Source organism: Pseudomonas reactans, assembly GCF_013385825.1.
GTDB classification, from domain to species: domain Bacteria; phylum Pseudomonadota; class Gammaproteobacteria; order Pseudomonadales; family Pseudomonadaceae; genus Aquipseudomonas; species Aquipseudomonas reactans.
The window spans coordinates 172994-195218 of sequence record NZ_JACAPG010000024.1 but is presented as its reverse complement, the minus strand read 5'-3'; the positions used below and the strand labels follow the sequence as shown (position 1 = coordinate 195218).

Genomic DNA, 22225 nt, shown 5'->3' with positions numbered 1-22225 from the left:
CGACCTTCGCGAGCAAGCTCGCTCCTACAGAGGTGAGGCATTCGGCGGCTGCTGTCGAAAACTCACTGCCAGGCGGTTCCAGCCACTGATGCTGGAAACCGCCATGGTCAGGTCCACCAATTCCTGCTCGCTGAACTCCAGCCGCACGGCGGCGAACAGTTCATCCGATACCGTCGAGGTCGGCAGTGTCGCGACCGATTCGCTCCAGGCCAACGCGGCCTTTTCCCGCGCCGTGAAGAACGGCGAATCGCGCCAGACGCATAACGCGAACAAACGTCGCTCGGTCTCGCCGCGCTGAAGTGCCGCCATTGAGTGCATGTCCGTACAGAAACCACAGTGATTGAGCTGCGAGACACGGATCTTGATCAGTTCCAGCAAAGGCTTTTCGATGGACAAGCCAAAGGTCGTCGCCTCCAGCATCAGCATGCCTTTGAGCGCCTGCGGCGAGGCGGTGTAGTAATCCAGGCGGGGTTCCATGGGGATTGCTCTCTGGCGGTAGGTTCAATGACAGTCCAGCCTAGAACCCTCACGGCATAAGCCCTATAGCCAATCGGCCGGTTTATGCAGAGACCATTTTGAGCCTGCCGCGCACGCGCGTACGCTTGGCGCAAAGTAAATCCCCGGAATAAGACATGGAACTGCACGTTGTGATCAACGGCCGTAAGGATCTGGCCGAACAGTTGTACCAACAGTTGCGTGAAGCCATTGGCTCCGGACGCCTGGCGGCCGGCGCGCAGCTGCCGCCCAGCCGCTTGCTCGCCGAGCAATTGGGCGTGTCGCGCAAAACGGTGTCGGATACCTACGCTACCCTGACCTACGAGGGATTGCTGATCGGCAAGACCGGCCGCGGCACCTTCGTCAACGCCCGTGCGCCACAGACCGAACGCCTGCAAACCGCCACCGACCTGGCCTGCGCCGCCAACCTGGCGAAGTGGCAATCACTGCCCTCGCCCATGCGTCATCCCACTCGCGACAGCACGCTGCGCTATGAATTTATCGGCGGCGCCACCAGCCGCAACCAGTTTCCCCAGGATGAATGGCGACGCTGCACCCAGGACGCCCTGCGGCGCATCGCCCAGAACAGCGGCTTCTACAGCCAACCCGAAGGCTTGCCGGCGCTGCGCAGTGCCATCGCCGGGCATATCGCGTTCTCACGTGGGGTCAACTGCCGTGACAGCGACATCGTGGTCACCAACGGCGCGCAACAGGCGCTGGACTTGATTGCCCGCGTCGTGCTGGAACCGGGCAGCATTGTCGCCATGGAAGACCCCGGCTACAGCCCCGCGCGCCAGATGTTCATGGCCATGGGCGCCAGCGTCGCCAGTGTGCCGGTGGATGAACAGGGTATACAGGTCGACCAGATTCCCGATGGCACGCGACTGATCTACGTGACGCCGTCACACCAGTTCCCCCTCGGCATGCCCATGAGCCTGCCACGCCGCGAAGCCTTGCTGGCGCGGGCTTTCGAGCTGGGTGCGATCATTATCGAGGACGACTACGACAGCGAATTCCGCTACGAAGGACGGCCCACCGACTCCCTGCAAAGCATGGACACGCGTGGTGTGGTGACCTACGTCGGCACGTTCTCGAAAACCTTGCTGCCGGAGCTGCGCCTGGGCTACGCGGTGCTGCCGCTGGCAATTTACGGCGCGGTCCTCAAAGCCAAGCAATTGACCGACCAGCACAGCTCGACGCTGCCACAATGGGCCCTGGCCAAGTTCATCAGTGAAGGCTACCTGCTCAAGCATATCCGTCGCTGCCACACGGTTTACGCCGGGCGCCGTGAACGTATCCTGCAACGCCTGGCGGGCGACTTGTCGCCCTGGTTCGAAGCGGTACCTACTGTGGCCGGGTTCCACATGGCGGCGCTGTGCAAGGTGCCGGTGAACATTCCCCTGCTGATGGAACTGGCACGCCGGGTAGAAGTGGGCTTGTATCCCCTGGATGTGTTCTTCCACGATGCGCCGGTCCGCCCGGGGCTGATCATCGGCTTCGGCGCCATCGAAACCCTGGACATCGACCCGGCGCTGGACAAGGTGCGCGATATCCTCCAGCAGATTGGCTAGCGGATTTTCCGGCGGATTGGTCATTGGTCCTGGCCCAGTCAGGCTCTAGCCTGTGCACTGACCCGACCTCGGAGACCATCGCCATGCCAGCCTGTGCCTTCAACACTGTCCATGTCCGTGCAGTAGCTGGGCGCTCAGCGGAACTGGGCGAGCGCCTGCAGCAGATCGCGCAAGCCGTGCGCACCGCCCCAGGCTGCCTGGATTACAGCGTGCATTGCGATCCGGTGGACACCGACCTTTGGACCGTCAGCGGCCACTGGGCCTGTGCTGAACAGCTCACTGAACACTTCGCCCTACCGGTCCTGCAAGGGTTTATCGAACTGACCAGTCAGCACCTGGCGCGCCGTCTGGACTTCGACCACTGAAGTATTGGTCTCCTGCTCTTCGCCAGGATTGGTCATTGGTCACCCAGGCCTTGCGGCGTAGGGTGAAGAGGTCTCGAACTACTCGGAAACTTCGCCATGAAACGACTGCTCGCCGCCGCCCTGATGCTCGCCTCGCTCAGCGCCTTTGCCCATGAACCGGTGTACAACCAGGAGTCGATCAAGGTCTTGCAAGAACACGCCTTGACCAATGTACCCGGCAAGAAAACCATCATGCTCACCGTGGACTACGCCCCCGGCCAGGCCACCGTGCCCCACAGCCACACCGGCACTGCCGTGGCCTATGTGCTGGAAGGCGCGATCACCTCGCGGGTGAATGATGAAAAGGCCAAGACCTACCAGGTCGGCGAATCGTTCTACGAACCTGCCGGTTCCCGGCACTTTGAGTCGAGCAATGCCAGCCAGACAAAACCGGCCAGGTTGCTGGTGGTGATGGTGCTGGATGACAAGGCTGAAGTGCTTACCCCCCTTCCAAAATAACCAACCCTTGTAGGAGCCGGCTTGCCGGCGATCACGGTGGTTCAGCCGACACATCTGTGCCTGATAGACCGCTATCGCCGGCAAGCCGGCTCCTACAGGTTCAAGCGAGTAGCGTCAGCGACTCAGGGGCGTTTGAACTGGCAGCGCAGGTTTTCGATCTGCTCGCGACACGCGCAGCCCTCAAGATGATCATTGACCATCCCCATCGCCTGCATCAACGCATACATCGTGGTCGGCCCTACATAGGTCCAACCGCGTTTCTTCAGGGCTTTGGACAAGCGCACCGAAGCCGGTGACGTGGGGTTGCCTGTCCAATAAGCCATATCCACCACTGCCGGGCGCTCGTCTTCACTGGGCTCAAACGCCCACAGCCAGCGCGCCAGCGAACCCGTCTCATCCACCAGTTCACAGGCCCGGCGCGCATTGTTGATGGTGGACACGATCTTGGCCCGATTGCGTACGATGCCCGGGTCCTGCATCAAGCGCTCGATATCTGCTTCGCCGTACTGCGCCACCCTTCTGAAATCAAACCCGTCGAACGCCACGCGAAACTGCTCACGCTTGCGCAGGATGGTGATCCACGCCAGGCCCGCCTGAAAACCCTCCAGGCAGATCTTCTCGTACAGCTGGATATCATCCGCCGCCGGCACGCCCCACTCCGTGTCGTGGTAACGCGGGTATTCCGGCGCAGCCGTGCGCCAGGTGCAGTGGGTCTGCCCGGTTTCGTCAGTGGTCAGTCCTGGTGTGTCCATCCATCACCTCATGTGCCGAGCGGCGGATGATAAGCGAAAAAATTTCCACGGCGCCAACCGCTCAAGCATCACCCTCACCGACCAACTGGTCAGACCGGGACCTGTCAACCGCCAAATAATTGCTTGTGATTTCAAAAATACCGGGCGTAGACTGGCCCCGCACTGGACTTACCGGTATGACCACAACAATTAAGCCCTGGAACCACCAGGGCACCGAATAGAGATCCCTCCCATGCTCAGATGGTGCTCGCGTTCGATTTTCCTGCAAGTCGTGATTGGCCTGATGCTCGGCATAATCTGCGGCCTGGCCCTTCCCGAATTCTCCTCGCAACTCAAACCCCTGGGTGACGGCTTTATCAAGCTGATCAAGATGCTGATCGGCCTGATCGTGTTCTGCGTGGTGGTCAGCGGCATTTCCGGTGCAGGCGACCTGAAGAAAGTCGGGCGTATCGGCCTCAAGTCGGTGATCTACTTTGAAATCCTGACCACCGTCGCCCTGGTGATCGGCCTGGTGATGGCCTTCAGCACCGGTATCGGCCAAGGCGCCAATATCCACCTGGAGCAGTTGTCGTCCGCCGGTCTGAATGAACTGGCCGACAAGGGTCAACACATCCGCGGCACCAGCCAGTTCCTGATGGACCTGATCCCCAACTCGGTGATCGGCGCCTTTGCCGATAACAACGTGCTGCAAGTGCTGCTGTTTTCGGTGCTGTTCGGCAGCGCGTTGAACCTGGTGGGCGAAGCCGCCTCGGGTATCTCGCGACTGATCAACGAATTGAGTCATGTGATCTTCCGCATCATGGGCATGATCGTGCGCCTGGCGCCGATCGGTGTGTTCGGCGCGATCGCCTTTACCACCAGCACCTATGGCCTCGACTCCCTGCAACACCTGGGCAGCCTGGTGGGGCTGTTCTACCTGACGTGCTTTGCCTTCGTCGGGCTGATCCTCGGCCTGGTAATGCGCCTGTCGGGCCTGCGCATGTTGCCGCTGCTCAAGTACCTGCGTGAAGAGCTGCTGATCGTGATGGGCACCGCCTCCTCCGACGCCGTGCTGCCACAGATCATGCGTAAACTCGAACATCTGGGCATCGGTAGTTCCACCGTGGGCCTGGTGATTCCGACGGGGTACTCGTTCAACCTCGACGGGTTCTCCATCTACCTGACCCTGGCCATCGTGTTTATCGCCAACGCCACCGGCACGCCGCTGTCGATGACGGACCTGCTGACCATCCTGCTGGTATCGCTGATCACCTCCAAAGGCGCCCACGGGATTCCCGGATCGGCGCTGGTCATTCTGGCGGCGACGCTCACGGCGATTCCGGCGATCCCGGTGGTGGGCCTGGTGCTGGTGTTGGCGGTGGATTGGTTCATGGGCATCGGTCGCGCATTGACTAACCTGATCGGCAACTGCGTCGCCACTGTAGCTATCGCTCGCTGGGAAAAAGACATCGACATCCAGCGCGCCAACAAGGTGCTGGACGGCCAGCAAGGGTATGCCTTCCAGGCGAAGAAACCGGTGTTGCCGGCGCATCAGGAGTTCTGATCCCGTACACCACCTGTAGGAGCTGGCTTGCCAGCGATGGGGCCCTTGAGTCCGCCATCGCCGGCAAGCCGGCTCCTACAAATGTAATGCATAGCTAGGGAGCCATCGACGTGATCAGCACCTCAACCGTCGTCAATTCAGTGGTAGAAAAACTCCGCGCCGCCCTGGCGCGTGGCCAGTGGCGCCGGGGTGAAATGCTCCCCGGCCAGCGCGAACTGGCCGAACAGATGGGCATCAGCCGCCCCAGCCTGCGCGAAGCGGTCATCGTGCTGGAAACCCTCGGCCTGGTGCGTTCCATGCCTGGCAAAGGCGTGGTGGTGCTGGAAACCAGCGTCAGCGAGCCGCAATCCAGCGACGCCGTGGCCGACGCGAGCCTGGAAGATATCCTGCAACTGCGCTACACCCTCGAACCCTTCATCGTCGGCCTGGTGGCCCAGTCCATCAGCAGCAAGGAAGTCGGCCAACTGCGCCTGACCCTGATGGACATGCGCGAAGCCCTCGACGCGGGTGACGCAGAGGCCGGAATGAATGCCTACATAGATTTTCACGAAGAACTGTTCGCCCTCACCTCCAACCCGATCTTCCAGAACGTGGTGCAACAGACCAGCAACGCCCTCAAGCAAAGCGCTCAGGTACTGCGCAACTCGCCGGAACACCTGGCCGAACGCCTGCAGGAAAACGAAGCCGTGGTGCGCGCCATCCGCAACAAGAACAGCGCCCTGGCCAGTGCCGAGATGCGTCGGCACATCCTTCAAGAAGGCCTGCGCATGGGCATTCGCTTGAACATCCCGGACGACCATCTGGGCAGCTGATTTTTTTGGAGACAGGCCATGACCGCCCACGCCTTGCACTACGAACCGATCCTCCCGACCCTGCGCCTGGTCGCCGGTAAAAAGCCTTCGGTGGACGACATCTACCCGCGCCTGTTCGACGCCATCCTCGAACAACGGATCGCCCCGGCCAGCCGTTTTACCGAAGAGGGCCTGGGCGAAACGTTTGGCGTGAGCCGCAGCGTGATTCGCCGCGTATTGGCAAAGTTGTCCCATCAGCAAGTGATTATCCTGCGCCCCAACCAGCGCGCCCAGGTGGCTGCGCCGGATACACAGCAAACCCGGGAAATCCTTGAAGCGCGGCGGCTGACGGAAATCACCGTGGTGCAATTGGCCTGTGCGCAAGCCACACCGGTACAACTGCGCCATTTGCGCGAGCTGATCGCACGGGAACGCGACTACATCGAGCGTGATCAGCGTGGGCCGGCGATCCGGTTGTCCGGGGAATTCCATCTACAACTGGCCGCCATGGCGCGCAACGCACCCCTGGCACAGTTCCTCAACAGCCTGGTGCCGTTGACTTCGCTGATCATTGCGCAATTTGAAGCAAAAGCCTGCACGTATTGCGCGTGGCAGGAGCATGCGGCGATTGTGGACGCTCTGGAGCGGCGCGACTCCACCACCGCCGTGGCGCTGATGACCCAACACCTGGATCACCTGGAGGCCAAATTGCTGAGCCACGATGGCAAGATGGCCCACCCTGGCTGACTACAATTACAACGCTGATCTACGAAATCACCGACAGCACGGACGGTCATAGAACCGCAGAATTGCATTCATTCCTAAAGCCTTCAACGCGGATGAATAGCACTATGCACCCCCTCACTTTCGCACTGGTCACTGGCCTGGTCGTCACACAGTTCAGTGTCGATGTACGGGCCGGCGACGCGTTAACTGCCGGGACTTACATCATCACCCCGGCAGCCCCCGTGTGGTTACTTGAACAGCCCTACGCGGACGGCCCGATGCTGACCGCCCGCACCTTCGGTGGCAGCGCTTACGGCGACTACCACGTCAAGGCCAGCCTTGAGATCAGCTGTCACCCACAGAACCCGACCGCCAGCCTAGCACTGCAGATCACACCGTCGGCGCTGGGCTTTGACGTCACCCCCTTCGAAGGTCCAGATGCCAGCGCCAATGGGCCGATGCGCATCACTACGGCGACACGCACGACCATCGAACACTCGGTAAACGGCGTCTGGACCTACGGCGGGGCATTCCAGATCGGTACCGTATTTGCGCTCAATGCTACTGTTCCCCACGACGAACTAGCCTACTGGGCCAGCGATGCCTCGCGCGGCCAGACACTAAAACTCTCAATAGCGCCCGCCAAAGAGGGTGACAAGCCGCTGACCGCAACGTTCTTGTTGCCTGCCAACAACAACGGGTTGAAAAGAGTCATTCAGCCCTGCCTCGGTAACGCCAGTTTCTGAGCAAAAAAAAGCCCCGTATCTCAAGATACGGGGCTTTTTGTCTTACCGCTGAATCAAGCCGGTTGCAGCACCGACTGACCGCTTAACGCCAGGTCCAACAACTCACGGTTGGCCACCGCGTACATGGCGTAGTCCGTACCCACAGCAGCACGAATTTCCACCATCATCGCCACCCAACGCTCCGCCATGTCCTTGTGCTGCTCAAGCCACAGGGCCACGCGGGCTTCCATGTCTTGTGGCGCGTCGGCCATTTGCAGCACGGAGATGGTGATTGCGCGTTGCTGCCAGTCCACGTCATCGCGGAAGGCTTCACGGGCCTGGGCCTGCCAATTGTTGGCCACCGGCAGATCACTGATCTGCTGCAGGTACCACGGCAGGTCCAGGGCGCTGCCGACGGCGAAGTAGGCCTTGGCCACTTCGGCGGCGTCATGCCCGGTCACGTCAGCGGCTTCGATAATCGGCAGCAAGGTGTACAGGTGCGTCGTGCCTGCAACCATACGCGCCAACAGCTCCGGCACACCGGCTTCGGTGTATTTGCCGTAGCGGTTCTGCCAGCCTTCGCGGGTCGGGCCTTCCAGCAGTTCGTCGAGCTTGAGGCCCAGCGCTGCCAGGTGCGGACCGAAGTGCGCGGTGTCACGGCCAGCGTCCTGCTCGTTGCGACGGCTGCGCAGGAACCAGCGTGTAGCACGGCGGCCCAGGCGCATCAGTTCGTCCATCAGCTCCAGTTGCACGTCAGCGGAAACCTGGTGGTCCAGGGCTTCAATCTGACGGAACCAGTGCGGGAGGTGGAAGATGTCACGCACGATCACATAAGCGCCTGCCACGTTCGCCGGGCTCATGCCGGTCGACTCTTTGAGTCGTTGAACGAAGGTGATGCCCATGTGGTTGACCAGGTCGTTGGCGATCTGGGTGCTGACGATCTCACGCTTCAGGCGGTGGCGACGCATGGCCTCGGAGAACTTGGCGACCAGGCTCGGTGGGAACGCGGTCTCCATGTCACGGGTCAGGTAGTCGTCATCCGGCACCAGGGACTTGAGCAGCGCTTCCTTGAGGTCGATCTTGCTGTAGGAGATCAGCACCGACAGCTCCGGACGGGTGAGGCCCTTGCCATTCGCGGCGCGCTCGGTGAGCTGCTCCTCGGTCGGCAGGTACTCGATGGCGCGGTCCAGCTTGCCACGGCCTTCCAGGTCGCTCATCAGGCGCTTGTACTCGGCGGCACGCTCGTAGGCACGGCGCGCGGCCAGGGACAGGGCCTGGGTCTGCTTGTAGTTGTTGCCCAACACCAGGTTGCCGACTTCGTCGGTCATGCTCGCCAGCAACTGGTTGCGTTGCTTGTCGGTCATGTCACCGGCCTGCACCACTTCGTTGAGCAGGATCTTGATGTTCACTTCGTGGTCGGAGCAGTCCACGCCACCGGCGTTGTCGATAAAGTCGGTGTTGGAACCGCCACCATTAAGGCCGAACTCCACACGACCCAGTTGGGTCATGCCGAGGTTACCGCCCTCGCCCACCACCTTGCAGCGCAGCTCGTTGCCATTGACGCGCAGTGCGTCGTTGGCCTTGTCGCCCACGTCGGCATGGCTTTCGGTACTGGCCTTGACGTAGGTACCGATACCGCCGTTCCACAACAGGTCCACCGGCGCCTTGAGCAAGGCGTTCAGCAGTTCGGTCGGGGTCAGCTTGTCGGCCGCGATGTCGAAGCGTTCTTTCATCTGTGGCGAAATGGCAATGCTCTTCGCGCTGCGCGAGAAGATACCGCCGCCTTCGGACATGATGCTGGTGTCGTAGTCGGTCCAGGCCGAACGCGGTAGCTCGAACATGCGCTGACGCTCGACGAAGCTGGTGGCCGGGTTCGGGTTAGGATCGATGAAGATATGCAGGTGGTTGAACGCTGCGACCAGTTGCAGCTTGTCGGACATCAACAAGCCGTTACCGAACACGTCACCGGCCATGTCGCCGACGCCCACCACGGTGATGCTGTCTTCCTGCACGTTGATGCCGCGCTCACGGAAGTGACGCTGCACACCAACCCACGCGCCCTTTGCGGTGATGCCCATTTTCTTGTGGTCGTAACCGGCGGAACCACCGGACGCGAACGCGTCACCCAGCCAGAAGCCGTAGTCGATGGCGATGCCGTTGGCGATGTCGGAGAAGGTCGCAGTGCCCTTGTCTGCCGCAACGACCAGGTACGGGTCATCGTCGTCATGGCGCACGACGTTGGCCGGTGGCACCAGGGCGCCGTCCTTCAGGTTGTCGGTGATGTCCAACAGGCCCGAGATGAAGATGCGGTAGCAGGCGATGCCCTCGGCCGCGATCTCGTCACGGCTGCCGCCCAATGGCAGGCGACGCGGCAGGAAGCCGCCCTTCGCACCCACTGGCACGATGACCGAGTTCTTCACTTGCTGGGCTTTTACCAGGCCAAGTACTTCAGTGCGGAAGTCTTCTTCACGGTCGGACCAGCGCAGGCCGCCACGGGCCACGTTGCCAAATCGCAAATGCACGCCTTCAACACGCGGCGAATACACGAAGATTTCAAACTTCGGCACCGGCTTCGGCAGCTCGGGAATCGCGTGCGGGTTGAACTTGAAGCTGAAGTACGACTTGTTCTGGCCGTTGGCGTCAGTCTGGTAGAAGTTGGTGCGCAGGGTGGCCTTGATCAGGTCCAGGTAGCGACGCAGGATGCGGTCTTCGTTGAGCACCTGGACGTCGTCCAGGGCCGAAAGAATCGCTTGTTCCAGGCGTTGCTGCTTGTCTTCCAGATCTTCGGCGGTGAGCTTGCGCGCCAAGTAGAAGCGGGTCTTGAACAACCGGGTCAATTCGCGGGCGATGTCGGTGTGGTTGTTCAGGGTGCTGGCGATGTAACCCAGGTCGAAGCCCAGGCGGATCTGCTTCAGGTAACGGGCGTAGGCACGCAGCAACGCCACGTCGCGCCATGGCAGGCCGGCAGTCAGCACCAGACGGTTGAACGCATCGTTTTCGGCGTCGCCATGCACGATGTGCACAAACGCGTCCTGCAGGGTGTCGTTGAGCTGCTGGATGTCCAGGTTCACGCCTTCGGCGGCGATGAACGCGAAGTCATGGATCCAGAACTCGCGGCCATTGGCATGGCGCAGACGGTACGGGAATTCACCCAGCACACGCAGGCCGAGGTTTTCCAGGATCGGCAGCACGTCGGACAGTGCCAGCGGGGTATCGGCGTGGTAGAGCTTGCAATGCAGCTCGCGTTGATCAGACCCCTGCCCCATTGGCTGATAAAAACTCATCACCAGAGGGTTGGCTTCGGTCAGGCTGTTCAGGTGCTGCATATCGACCACGGCCGAATGCGCAGCGAAACGCTCGCGGTAACCGGCCGGGAAGCCTTTCGGGAAATCCGCCAGCACGTTGGTGCCGTGGGCCTCGCCGAAGCTTTCCACCACCAGGCTGGAATAATCGTCCTGCCAGCTGCGGCAGGCCTGCACCACTTCTTTTTCCAGTTGCAGCGGGTCGATATCCAGACGGTTCTTCGGATCGACGCGCAGGATCAACTGCACACGGGCCAGCACGGACTCGGAGAAGAAAGTCCAGAACTCGCAATCCGAGGCCTTCAGGCGATCCATCAGCACTTGCTGGATCTTCTGGCGCACTTCGGTGGAATAGATGTCGCGTGGCACGTAGGCCAGGCAGTAGCAGAAACGACCGTAAGGGTCTTTGCGCAGGAAGACGCGGATCTTGTTGCGTTCCTGGATCTGCACGATCGACATCACGGTGCTGAACAGTTCGTCGACCGGGGTCTGGAACAGGTCATCACGGGGCAACACTTCAACGACTTGAGCCAGTTCCTTGCCCAGGTGAGCCTTGGGCTGGAAGCCGGAACGGCGTTCGATTTCTGCAACCTTGCGACGGATGTACGGAATCACCCGCACGCTTTCGCCATACACCGAGGAGGTGTACAGGCCCATGAAGCGGTGTTCCTTGATCACTTTGCCGTCGGCGCTGATCTCACGGATCGACACATAGTCCGGATACGCCGGGCGGTGCACGCGGCTCGGGTGCGCAGCCTTGGCGAACGACAGCACGGTCGGTTCACGCAGGTAGGCCACGGCGTAGTCTTCGATGCGCAGGTCGTCGGCGGTGAGGCCGGCGCGCAGCAGTTTGGTCAGGCCGAGGAACGAGTTGGCGTCATATTCGATATGACCGCCATCCGCCTCGTCACGTACCACGAACTCTTCATAGCCGAGGAAGGTGAAGTGGTTGCCCACCAGCCATTCGAGGAAGTTCTTGATCTCGGCTTTTTCTTCACCGTCGATGCTGAACTGGCTGGCGTCGATACCGGCCAGCAGGTCCTGGACCTTGGCTTTCATCGGTTCGAAATCGGCCACGGCCACGCGCACTTCGCCCAATACCTGCTCAAGCTCTTTGCTCAGCACATTCAGTTCGGCGGCGTTGGCACAGCGGTCGATTTCCAGGTACATCAGCGATTCTTGCAGGATGCCTTCGCCCTGGGTGCCTTTTGGCAGGATCTCCAGCAGCTCGCCCTTGGCGCCACGGCGTACGCTGAGCACGGTGGTCTGCAAGGTGTGGATGCTGTAGCCGCGGCGGTTCAGCTCGGTACGGACCGAGTCCACCAGGAATGGCAGGTCATGGTGCAGCACTTCGACCGCAGTGTGGGTCGACTGCCAGCCATGACGTTCGTAATCGGGGTTGTAGACCCGCACTTGCGGTTGGGTATGGTCAAAGCGCTCAAGCAGGCGCCACGCAGAAAGAGTGCAACCGGCCAGGTCGGAAAGGCGACGCTGGGTCAGTTCGTCCAGGGAAATGATGCCGAAGAATTGTTCAGCGAACAGCGCCACTTGTGGCAGTGCCTGTTCACTGATGTGCTGCGCCAGTGCCGCTTGCAGTTGATGCTGGAAGTCGGCCTTGCTGGCTGCGGTGAAGAACGCCATCTGTGGTACTCCGCTTGGGCTTGTTATTGATGGAAGCGTCGCGAGTTATCCCCTTGCGGGGAGACCGTCAGCGCTGTTCGCTGGTACTGATATAAGCACACTAGCGAATCAGGGTGACAGGTGGGTGAAGCTGGACAAGACCATGAGGTCACATCGGATGCGCCGTCGGCAGGCGACGAAGTGACGGGCAGGTCAAAATCTTGCTGCGGCACATCCACTGCGCAGCTTACCGACTGAGGGAAGACGGGTGCTTGCCGTACCGCGACATATTCGGTCAAGGTCAGGCAGTACAACCAGGCACGCTCACGGCGGCTCCGGCACTTAGCGATTGATAGTGTGTTTTTATTGCCGCCATAGCAATTGATGATGGATCCCACACTTCCCTACTGACCACTCCATAAACGAGCCAGCAATCAAATCGAGCACACAGCGCGACGCCATGACAGCTTGATCGACGGACTTAAACTTCAGCAAGGACGCCCCCCCAACTAAATGAGTACTTAACATGTCTATTCAACGCGCCGGCCTTGCCAAACAATCACACACTTTGCAACCCGCTGCGCCACCTGAATCGCAAAAGCCCCCTGTTGCCTCCAATCACCGGGCTCATTTTCCAGAATGGGGCATAAGCGTTGACACAACGCCCCCTGCAAAACGACTCTCATCGGCAGGGGCTACTCCTGACTACTTCACCGAGCCGTTGCAGAACAACCGCCTGATCGACACCTATGCATTGGATAATTACAAGCCAATAGTGACACCCACCGCCTACACGGGCACGCTGGTAAAAGCACAGATCAAAAAGAAGTTTGGCCTTGATGTCGATCCTAATAAAACGTACCTGGTAACAATTGCCTACAATAGAGACAAAAAGCCTTACGAAGGCGTGATTGTACAAAAAATTTCACTGGCCGACGCGGCGCGCCTGAATATTCAAAGCACCTCATTGCCGGGCCTGCCCCAAAAATATAGAGACCCTAAAGAGGCCTCCAGCCTATCGATCAATATACAGCCCAATTCTCGCCATACGGAGCGGCCTGGCGTGGATGGCACGTTCCCCACGCCGCTGGTCGGCCAATTCAACACGCAGTATCAAGCGATCTACACCGAGCCCTCGGCTGATTCCCCGACCACCTTTGGCCCGGACAACCAACTTCCCATTGACCCTAAGGAATTCAAACAGATGTCATGGGATCATGCGTACAAAAAACCCTATGATGATTATCTGAACTTCTATTGGTCGCATAACAATACCCGCCACGCTTATGCACAGCTTTCTAAAGTGTCCTACTTGAAAGCGGCACACACTCAGCATCACGAACAGTCACTGGATGAGGCCGGAAGAAAAATTGCGATGCGTCTGACAGGTATTCCCGCCGACCAGACTTACTTGGACGCAGGTGGTTTCACACTGGAAACTCCGTACGTACGTGATCCGAATCTTGAAACTAAACTCCTGACGTTCAATGGGTTCAAATCCACCAGTATTTTTTATACCCGGGATACTCAAACTCAGAAAACACTTCTATACATCCCGGGTAATGCCTCGCCTATCCACAGTTTTGATTCACCCGAGGCCATGAATAAATGGCTGGGAAGTCAATTGACGGATGAGCATAAAGTCGAAGCATTCAAAACGTATTTCTCGTTGAGCGACTTGGATTCATCGTTGTTTTTCAGAGGACTGAATGATCGCATCCACTTCCTCCACAATCACTTAAAAGAGCCCGGCGCAGTTGATTATTATGAACGAAGGGGCTACTGGAAAGAAGGTGGCGTCTTCAGTGGAGACACGGTTGAAGGCGACCCCTTCAAAGAAATGCAGGTGCGCACAGAATCGGAGATGAAGCGCACCACGGGGGAGCAGTTCGTGCTGAACTCCGATCACACTAAAAAAACGATTCTCAAAGCAAATCGTTGGTTGAGTACAGCGCTTTTGTTCCTGACGCCTTTGGGTATGGCACTGCCCCCCGTAGGTCTTTTGCTGACGGGCCTGAGTGTGGGAACAGGTGTAGTAGAGCTGGGTGTGGGTATTGATGACAAAGTCCACGGACGTCCTGGTGGCAGTGATCGTATTCTCTTTGGCGCATTCAACGCGCTTAAACCGGTTTTCACTGCGGGCCTGGGAAACGGCTTACCCCCGTTAAAACCGCTCATCCAAAAAATCGTTTAAGCGTAAGCCAGACTGGCAGAGGCATCAAAACCTCTGACCTACGCGTGCGGAGCGCTATCCACATCTAGCTGCGAAAAGCGCCATAATGGAAAGCTAACGACTGGTTCCACACGTTTCTCTATAGGCTTTATGATGAAATTGTCCACCACCCTCCTGATTGCAACCCCGTGCGATGACGAAGAAGACAACATGGCCATGCTCTGCTGCCACGGCAAGAACGGCGAGATGTTCATGCTGACCCGTTACCCGGATGAAGACGAAGTGGAACTGACCTGGGATTACGAGCCGTCGACGCTGGATGGGCTGAAAGTCACCCTGGGCGCCACAACCCTGCTGGTTGAACTGGCCGCAGGCGATGCCGATGCCTTGGGCGGCAAGGACCAGTTGGAGATCACCCACGCCACGAGCGTGTCGGACATGACTGAAGTCGAGGAAACGCTGCAAAACATCCTCAAAGGTACTGGCACCTATCTCCGTAGCTGAACCCTTCCCCTGTAGGAGCCGGCTTGCCGGCGATGGCTGCCTACCAGCCAGCACATCTGCCGACTGATGTATCGCGATCGCCGCGGTGCGACGATTCGACAAGCCGACGCCCACAGTAAATTCCAAATTTTACAAAAACGCCGTTAGTCGCCACCCCCTTCGATGCATTAAAGTAAGCCTCCCAAGCCCGGCGTTTTTTCTTGACCACCGGGCTCATCTCTCCAGGAACCGTCATCGATGGAACATCGTGAAGCGCTGCTTGCGCTGCGAACCTTTCTTTCTACGCAGATTCTCGGCCAGGAAAAACTCATCGATCGCCTGTTGATCGCCTTGCTCGCCGACGGCCATATGCTGGTGGAAGGCGCGCCAGGCCTGGCCAAGACCAAGGCCATCAAAGAGTTGGCCGAGGGCATCGAAGCGCAGTTCCATCGTATCCAGTTCACCCCCGACCTGTTGCCCGCCGACATCACCGGCACCGAGATCTATCGCCCGGAAACCGGCAGCTTCGTGTTCCAGCAAGGGCCGATCTTCCACAACCTGGTGCTAGCGGACGAAATCAACCGTGCCCCGGCCAAGGTGCAGTCAGCCTTGCTGGAGGCCATGGCCGAGCGCCAGGTCAGCGTCGGGCGCAGCACTTACGACCTGTCGCCACTGTTCCTGGTGATGGCCACGCAAAACCCCATCGAGCAGGAAGGCACCTACCCGCTGCCCGAAGCCCAGCTCGACCGTTTCCTGATGCATGTGAAAATCGGCTTCCCGGACGCCGCCGTCGAGCGACGCATCCTGCAACAAGCCCGTGGCGAAGCGCTCAACGGCGAAACCAAGCCGGAGCGGCGTGTCAGCCAGCAAGCCATCTTCGCCGCACGCAAGGAAATCCTTGGCCTGTACATGGCCGACGCCGTGGAGGAATACCTGGTGCAACTGGTGATGGCCACGCGCACCCCGGCCAAGTTCGACCCGGAAATGGCCGAGTGGATCGCCTACGGCGCCAGCCCACGCGGCTCCATCGCCTTGGACCGCTGTGCCCGCGCCCACGCCTGGCTGGCCGGTCGCGACTTCGTCAGCCCGGAAGATATCCAGGCGGTGCTGTTCGACGTGCTGCGCCATCGCATCATCCTGTCGTTCGAGGCCGAAGCCGCCGGCATTGACCAGGACCGTGTGGTGCAGCGCATTCTCGACGTCGTTGCCGTCGCTTGAAACCCATGAACGCCAGCGATGGAATCCGCGTCACGCTCAGCGAATTGATCGAGATGCGCCATCGCGTGCGCGAAGTGCAGCTGTTTTCCACACCGAGCCAGCGCAGCCCATTGATCGGCCTGCACCACTCCAAGCTGCGCGGGCGTGGCGTGGACTTCGACCAAGTGCGCGTGTACCAGGCCGGCGACGATGTGCGCACCATCGACTGGCGCGTCACCGCACGCACCCAGGAACCGCACACCAAACTGTTTCATGAAGAGCGCGAACGGCCGATCTTCATCATGGTGGAGCAAAGCTGCCGGCTGTTTTTCGGCTCGGGGCAGATGTTCAAGTCGGTGCTGGCCGCCCAGGCCGCCAGCCTGATCGGCTGGGCCGCGCTGGGGCATAACGACCGTGTCGGCGGGCTGGTGTTCGGCGACAACGAGCACTACGAAATCAAGCCGCGCCGCAGCAAGCAAAGCCTGCTGCAACTGCTCAACCGCCTCGTGCGCGTCAACCAGAGCCTGAGCACCGAAAGCCGCCCCGAGGCCGATGCCCTCGGCATGGCCCTGCGCCGTGGCCGCGAAGTGTTGCGCCCTGGCAGCCTGGTGATTGTGATCTGCGACGAACGGGCGCTGACCGAAGGCGCCGAGCAACAGCTGAGTTTGCTGTCGCGGCATTGCGATTTGTTGCTGCTACCGATTTCCGATCCACTCGACCACGCCCTGCCCGCCGCCGGGCTGCTGCGTTTCGCCGAACGCGGTGCCCAGTTGGAACTGGATACGCTGAATTTCGACCTGCGCCAGGCCTACAAGGCCCAGGCCGAAGCCCGTATTGCGCGCTGGGAGCTGCTCGCGCAGAAACTGCGCGTGTTGTTGATGCCCCTGAGCACCCAGAGCGAAATGGTCGAGCAACTGCGCGAATACCTCAACCCGCAACGTCCGGTTAAAAAACAATGAGCAGCCTTGACCAACTGCAACCGCTGATCGCCCCACCCGCCATCGGCTTCTGGCCGCCCGCGCCGGGTTGGTGGCTGTTGCTGCTGGTGATTCCGCTGCTCGGCTGGGGCCTGTGGTCACTGCGCCGCTTTCTGCCGACCCGCCGCCCCATCGCCCGTACCGAACAACCGCTGGACCCACTGCGCATCGCCGCCCTGGCAGAGCTTGCGCTCATGCCCAAGCCTTACGATGGCGCACCCGCCGGCGCCTGGCTGCAACAGCTCAATGGTTTGCTCAAGCGCCTGTGCCGCAACGACTACCCCTACAGCCAGAGCCACACCCTCAACGGCCGCAAATGGCTGGCATTCCTCGACAACCGCTGCCCCGCTGCCGGCCTTACGCGCTGGATGGTATTGGTAGAGGGCGCCTACAAACCCGAATGCAAGCTCGATGACAAGGCCATCGCCGGCCTGACCCAGGCCGTCGACACCTGGATTCGCAAACATGTTTGAGTTCGCCTGGCCGTGGATCTTTGCCCTGCTGCCCTTGCCGTGGTTGATGCGCCTTGTGCTGCCGGCCGCCGACAGTGGCGAGCCCGCGTTGAAAGTCAGCTACCTCAGCGACCTCGAAGGCCTGGCCCGTCGCCGCGCTCGCGTCAACCTGCCCGGCTGGCGCCAGCAAGCGCCGTTCGTGGTGCTGTGGTTGCTGCTGCTGACCGCTGCAGCTCGGCCGGAATGGCTAGGCGAACCGTTGCCGATTGCCGCGAGTGGCCGTGACTTGCTGGTGGCGGTGGACGTTTCGGGGTCCATGGACTTCCCGGATATGAATTGGCAGGACGAGGACGTGAGTCGCTTGAGCCTGGTCAAGCACCTGCTCGGAGACTTTCTTGAGGGGCGCGAAGGTGATCGCGTCGGCCTGATCCTCTTCGGCAGCCAAGCCTACCTGCAAGCACCACTGACCTTCGACCGTCGCACCGTGCGTACCTGGCTGGACGAAGCGCGCATCGGCATTGCCGGCAAGAACACCGCGATTGGCGACGCCATCGGCCTGGCCCTCAAACGCCTGCGCCAGCGCCCGGCGCAGAGTCGTGTGCTGGTCCTGGTCACTGACGGCGCCAACAACGCCGGGCAGATCGACCCGCTGACCGCCGCGCGCCTGGCGGCTGAAGAAGGCGTAAAAATCTACCCGATCGGCATCGGCGCCGACCCGGAGCAAACCGGTTCCCTGGGCATTCTGGGCGTGAACCCGAGCCTGGACTTGGACGAACCGGCGCTCAAGGCCATCGCCGAAGCCACCGGCGGCCAATATTTCCGTGCTCGCGATGGTGAGGAGCTGCAAGCGATCAAAGAAACCCTCGACCAATTGGAGCCAGTCGAACAGCAACCCACCCAAGCGCGCCCGGCCCTGGCACTGTACAGCGCGCCGCTGGCCCTGGCCTTGGTGCTGAGCATGTTGCTGGTGATTCAGGAGCGCTGGCCGAACAACGCGCTGCAACGGCTGTTCAACAAATTGTCGAGCAAGGGGATATTCCTGCAACAACACCCTGAGTGGCGCCAGCGCCTCAAACGCCTGCGTTTGCGGAGGCGTCGATGATCGACCTGTGGCCGCACTGGTTCCGTCCGTGGTGGTTGTTGCTGCTGCCGTTGCTTGGCTGGCTGCTGTGGCACCTGTGGCACCGGCAAAAGCGCGCCGGGCGCTGGCAGATGATCCTGCCGCCGGCCTTCCACGCCGTGTTGCTCAGTGGTGGCAACGGCCGCGAGAGCAAATCGCCGTGGGTGGTGCTCGGCATTGCCTGGCTGTTGGCCGTGCTGGCATTGCTCGGGCCGAGCTGGCAACGCGTGGAGCAATCCAGCCAGAAGCCTTCCGACCCGTTGGTGGTGCTGCTGGAACTGACGCCGGAAATGCTCGCCACCGACAGCCCGCCCAATCGCTTGGAACAAGCGCGGCGCAAGCTGTACGACTTACTTCAGGCGCGTACCGATGCGCAAACCGCCATCGTTGTGTATGCCGGCAGCGCCCACACGTTGGTGCCGCTGTCGGACGACCTGGCCACCAGCCGCAACCTGCTGGAAGCCCTGCGCCCGTCGATCATGCCTGAGCCGGGCCATCGCGCCGACCTGGCCGTCGAAAAAGCCCTCGGCCTGCTCAAGCAAGGTGGCCTCGGCCAGGGTCGCCTGCTGCTGATTGGTTCGTCGCTGTCCAAACAGGAACGCCAGGGCATTCGTCTGATACTACAAAGCGCCCAGGCGCCCACCCTGTCGATCCTCGGCATCGGCAGCCGCGAAGGCACGCCGGTCACCCAGGAAAGCGGTGAGTTCCTCAAGGACGAACAAGGCGCAATCCTGGTGCCGCGCCTCGACAGCCCGACACTCAAGGCCTTCGCCAGTGAAATGGGCGGCCGTTACCGCGCGGCGCGCCTGGACGACAAAGACCTGCGCCAACTCGGCGTGCTGGACCCGCCACAAACCCTGCGCAACGACGGCCAATTGCTGCACCTCGACACGTGGGCCGACCAGGGTTACTGGCTGTTACTGCCCTTGTTGCTGCTTGCCGCCTGCGCCGGGCGGCGCGGCTGGTTGTTCTGCTTGCCGCTGCTGCTGTTGAGCGCGCCGCAGCCCAGCTATGCGTTCGGCTTGCAGGACTTGTGGCTGCGTCCCAACCAGCAAGGCCAGTACCTGCTGAAGAAAAAGCGCCCCGCCGAAGCTGCCGAACACTTCGAAGACCCGCAGTGGAAAGGCGTGGCGCTTTACGAAGCAGGCAACTATGCCGAGGCGATCAAGCTGTTTGCCGAAGGCAATGACGCCTACTCCCACTACAATCGGGGTAATGCCCTGGCCAAGTCCGGCGAGCTGGAAGCCGCCATCGACGCCTACGAACAGGCCCTCGAAGCCCAGCCCGACCTGCAACCGGCGCTGAAAAACAAGGCGTTGGTGGAAGCCCTGATGCAGGAACAGGCCGAACCGGAACCCACCGAGCCTGCAAAAAACGAGGATGACGAAACCACCCAACCCGGCCAAACTGCGCAACCGGGCGCCAGTGGGCAAAACAGCACAGGTGGCGAGCAGTCGTCCCAGGGCCAGGGCCAGGGCGAAGCCGGCACCGGTGACACCCAGCCCGGCAACACGCCGCAAACCGCAGGCAATGAAGTGCCGGGCAGCGAATTGGGTGACGAACAGACCACCACCCCGCCGCTGCGCCCCAATGACGCCAGCCTCGACGGTGAACATCGCCAGGCTCTGGAGCAATGGCTGCAGGAGATCCCGGACAACCCCGGCGAGCTGCTGCGCCGCAAATTCTGGTACGAACAGCAACAACATCAGGACAAGACTCGATGAGCCGCCGCACCACCCTACTGCTCCTGCTCGCCCTCTCGGCAGGCCATGCCCAGGCGGCGAACCTGACCGCCAGCGTCGACCGCAGCCGCGTCAACTCCGGGGAAACGGTGGAACTGACGGTGGAGTCCAGCGACGTTACGCAGTTCGGCAAGCCCGACCTGTCGCCGCTGGATGCGCAGTTCGAAGTCAGCGGCACGCGTCAGATCAACCAGCTCACCACCCTGGGCGGCGATAACCACGCCACCACACGCTGGATCATCACCCTGCTGCCCAAGGAAAACGGCACAGTGGTCATCCCGCCCCTGCAAGTGGGCGAGTACAAGACCCAACCGATCAACCTGCAAGTAGTCGAAACCGCCAGCCAGAACACCGCCGCCGAGCTGGCACCGGTGTTTGTCGAGGCCAACCTCGACCAGACCAGCGTCTACGTCCAGGCCCAGGCACTCTTGACCGTGCGCGTCTACCACTCGGTGTCGTTGTATGACGACAGCAGCCTCACGCCCTTGCAGATTGCCGATGCGCGCGTGGAGCAGTTGGGCGAGTCGCGCACCTACGAAAAGGTCATCAACAGCATCCGCCACGGCGTGATCGAAACCCGCTACGCGATCTATCCGCAACACAGCGGCACCCTGGCGATCCCGGCGCAGACCTTCAGCGCGACACTGGTGGAGTCGCGCCCGCCCCAGGAAAACACCCTGCAAGGCACCAAGCCCGGCAAGCTGATCCACGTCAGTTCCGCAGAGTTACCGCTGGTGGTCAAACCCAAGCCCGCGCTTTACCCCGCCGATACCCCGTGGCTGCCAGCGCGCAGCCTCACCCTCAGCGAAAACTGGAACCCAGAGCCTGAGCATGTGCAGGTCGGCGACTCCCTGACCCGCAGCCTCACGGTCAAGGCCGAGGGCCTGTCCAGCGCGCAACTGCCGGCCCTGCCCAGCACCGAGATCAACGGCCTGCGCCGCTACCCGGACCAACCGGTGCTCGGCAATCTGACCAACGACCGTGGCCTGATCGGCAGCCGCGAAGACCGCGAAGCCCTGGTGCCCACCCGCGCCGGCAGCCTGGAACTGCCCGCCGTGGACGTGGTGTGGTGGAACACCCATGAAGATCACCTGGAGCGCACCAGCCTGCCGGCGCGCACCGTGCAGGTTGCGATCAACCCGAGCCTGGCAGTGGACACGCCCGCCACACCCACCGTCATCACCGCGCCGGATGATGAACGCCTGTGGCTGTGGCAACTGAGCACCTTGATCCTCGCCTGCACCACCCTGCTGGGTTTTGGCTTGTGGTGGCGTGCCCGCCGGCAACCGGCCGTGTTGCGCGCCGCACAAACCGGCCCGAGCCCGCGCACGCTGCTCGACGACCTCAAGCGCGCCACCCAGGCCAACGACCCGCAAGCCACCCGCCAGGCACTCGACGCCTGGGCGCGGCAGCAGCCGGAAACGCTCGCGGATATGGCAGCGCGGTTTGTGCCGCTCTCGGATGCGTTGGATGGGTTGAACGGCGCGCTGTACAGCGAGAGTGGGCATTTCTGGCTGGGTGAAGACCTGTGGCGTGCGGTGAAGGCGATTCCGATGGCTGAGCGCGAGGTGGACCCGGCGGCGGATACCACTAGCTTGCCGCCGCTCTATCCCAAATAACCCGCCTGCGGTGGTAAGCGGGCTTGTTGTGGTGAATGGGTTTGTTGTGGCCAGTGGGCTTCTTGTGGCGAGCG

Annotated in this window: 18 protein-coding genes; 15 read left to right on the top strand and 3 right to left on the bottom strand. The window is 61.2% G+C overall.

Annotated features, from left to right (window positions below; genetic code table 11):
- Positions 1-24: 24 nt before the first annotated feature.
- Positions 25-477: a carboxymuconolactone decarboxylase family protein gene (locus HX868_RS28835; protein ID WP_016980159.1), complete on the bottom strand. Its 453-nt coding sequence runs from the start codon at positions 475-477 to the stop codon at positions 25-27.
- A 155-nt stretch (positions 478-632) separates the two neighbouring features.
- Here HX868_RS28835 and pdxR point away from each other — a divergent pair, with 155 nt between their 5' ends.
- From pdxR to HX868_RS28820, 3 genes are all read left to right on the top strand, one after another.
- The gene (pdxR, locus tag HX868_RS28830) at positions 633-2066 is read left to right on the top strand and encodes a MocR-like pyridoxine biosynthesis transcription factor PdxR (RefSeq protein WP_177005190.1); all 1434 of its coding nucleotides are present in this window, start codon (positions 633-635) and stop codon (positions 2064-2066) included.
- An 83-nt stretch (positions 2067-2149) separates the two neighbouring features.
- Positions 2150-2431: a putative quinol monooxygenase gene (locus tag HX868_RS28825; protein WP_177005189.1), complete on the top strand. Its 282-nt coding sequence runs from the start codon at positions 2150-2152 to the stop codon at positions 2429-2431.
- Positions 2432-2527: 96 nt separating this feature from the next.
- Positions 2528-2929, top strand: a complete 402-nt coding sequence (locus HX868_RS28820; RefSeq protein ID WP_177005188.1) for a cupin domain-containing protein — start codon at positions 2528-2530, stop codon at positions 2927-2929.
- 122 nt (positions 2930-3051) lie between these two features.
- Here the strand turns inward: HX868_RS28820 and HX868_RS28815 are convergent, their stop codons facing one another.
- Positions 3052-3681, bottom strand: a complete 630-nt coding sequence (locus HX868_RS28815) for a DNA-3-methyladenine glycosylase I (RefSeq protein ID WP_177005187.1) — start codon at positions 3679-3681, stop codon at positions 3052-3054.
- A 217-nt stretch (positions 3682-3898) separates the two neighbouring features.
- Between HX868_RS28815 and HX868_RS28810 the strand changes: the two genes are divergently transcribed.
- The 4 genes from HX868_RS28810 (at position 3899) to HX868_RS28795 (ending at position 7487) form a co-directional block, all read left to right on the top strand.
- Positions 3899-5224, top strand: coding sequence for a C4-dicarboxylate transporter DctA (locus tag HX868_RS28810; RefSeq protein ID WP_177005201.1), 1326 nt, complete (start codon positions 3899-3901; stop codon positions 5222-5224).
- A gap of 110 nt (positions 5225-5334) precedes the next feature.
- Positions 5335-6036, top strand: a complete 702-nt coding sequence (locus tag HX868_RS28805) for an FCD domain-containing protein (protein ID WP_177005186.1) — start codon at positions 5335-5337, stop codon at positions 6034-6036.
- Positions 6037-6054: 18 nt separating this feature from the next.
- A complete protein-coding gene (locus HX868_RS28800) occupies positions 6055-6762 on the top strand; it encodes a GntR family transcriptional regulator (protein ID WP_177005185.1) in 708 nt (235 codons plus the stop codon).
- A gap of 104 nt (positions 6763-6866) precedes the next feature.
- Positions 6867-7487, top strand: a complete 621-nt coding sequence (locus HX868_RS28795; RefSeq protein WP_177005184.1) for a hypothetical protein — start codon at positions 6867-6869, stop codon at positions 7485-7487.
- 53 nt (positions 7488-7540) lie between these two features.
- Here the strand turns inward: HX868_RS28795 and HX868_RS28790 are convergent, their stop codons facing one another.
- The gene (locus HX868_RS28790) at positions 7541-12409 is read right to left on the bottom strand and encodes an NAD-glutamate dehydrogenase (protein WP_177005183.1); all 4869 of its coding nucleotides are present in this window, start codon (positions 12407-12409) and stop codon (positions 7541-7543) included.
- A gap of 505 nt (positions 12410-12914) precedes the next feature.
- Here HX868_RS28790 and HX868_RS28785 point away from each other — a divergent pair.
- From HX868_RS28785 to HX868_RS28750, 8 genes are all read left to right on the top strand, one after another.
- The gene (locus HX868_RS28785; protein ID WP_177005182.1) at positions 12915-14582 is read left to right on the top strand and encodes a dermonecrotic toxin domain-containing protein; all 1668 of its coding nucleotides are present in this window, start codon (positions 12915-12917) and stop codon (positions 14580-14582) included.
- A gap of 132 nt (positions 14583-14714) precedes the next feature.
- Positions 14715-15065: a hypothetical protein gene (locus HX868_RS28780; RefSeq protein WP_425504254.1), complete on the top strand. Its 351-nt coding sequence runs from the start codon at positions 14715-14717 to the stop codon at positions 15063-15065.
- Between the two features lie 237 nt (positions 15066-15302).
- Positions 15303-16262: an AAA family ATPase gene (locus HX868_RS28775; RefSeq protein WP_003174327.1), complete on the top strand. Its 960-nt coding sequence runs from the start codon at positions 15303-15305 to the stop codon at positions 16260-16262.
- Positions 16263-16267: 5 nt separating this feature from the next.
- Entirely contained in the window at positions 16268-17200 is a 933-nt protein-coding gene (locus HX868_RS28770; protein WP_025857778.1) for a DUF58 domain-containing protein, read from the top strand.
- Positions 17197-17691, top strand: a complete 495-nt coding sequence (locus HX868_RS28765; RefSeq protein ID WP_177005180.1) for a DUF4381 domain-containing protein — start codon at positions 17197-17199, stop codon at positions 17689-17691. The genes HX868_RS28770 and HX868_RS28765 overlap by 4 nt, the downstream gene beginning before the upstream one ends.
- Positions 17684-18772, top strand: a complete 1089-nt coding sequence (locus HX868_RS28760; protein WP_177005179.1) for a vWA domain-containing protein — start codon at positions 17684-17686, stop codon at positions 18770-18772. The genes HX868_RS28765 and HX868_RS28760 overlap by 8 nt, the downstream gene beginning before the upstream one ends.
- The gene (locus tag HX868_RS28755; protein WP_177005178.1) at positions 18769-20514 is read left to right on the top strand and encodes a tetratricopeptide repeat protein; all 1746 of its coding nucleotides are present in this window, start codon (positions 18769-18771) and stop codon (positions 20512-20514) included. Before HX868_RS28760 ends, HX868_RS28755 begins: the two co-directional genes overlap by 4 nt.
- The gene (locus HX868_RS28750; protein ID WP_177005177.1) at positions 20511-22151 is read left to right on the top strand and encodes a BatD family protein; all 1641 of its coding nucleotides are present in this window, start codon (positions 20511-20513) and stop codon (positions 22149-22151) included. The genes HX868_RS28755 and HX868_RS28750 overlap by 4 nt, the downstream gene beginning before the upstream one ends.
- Positions 22152-22225 lie beyond the last annotated feature (74 nt).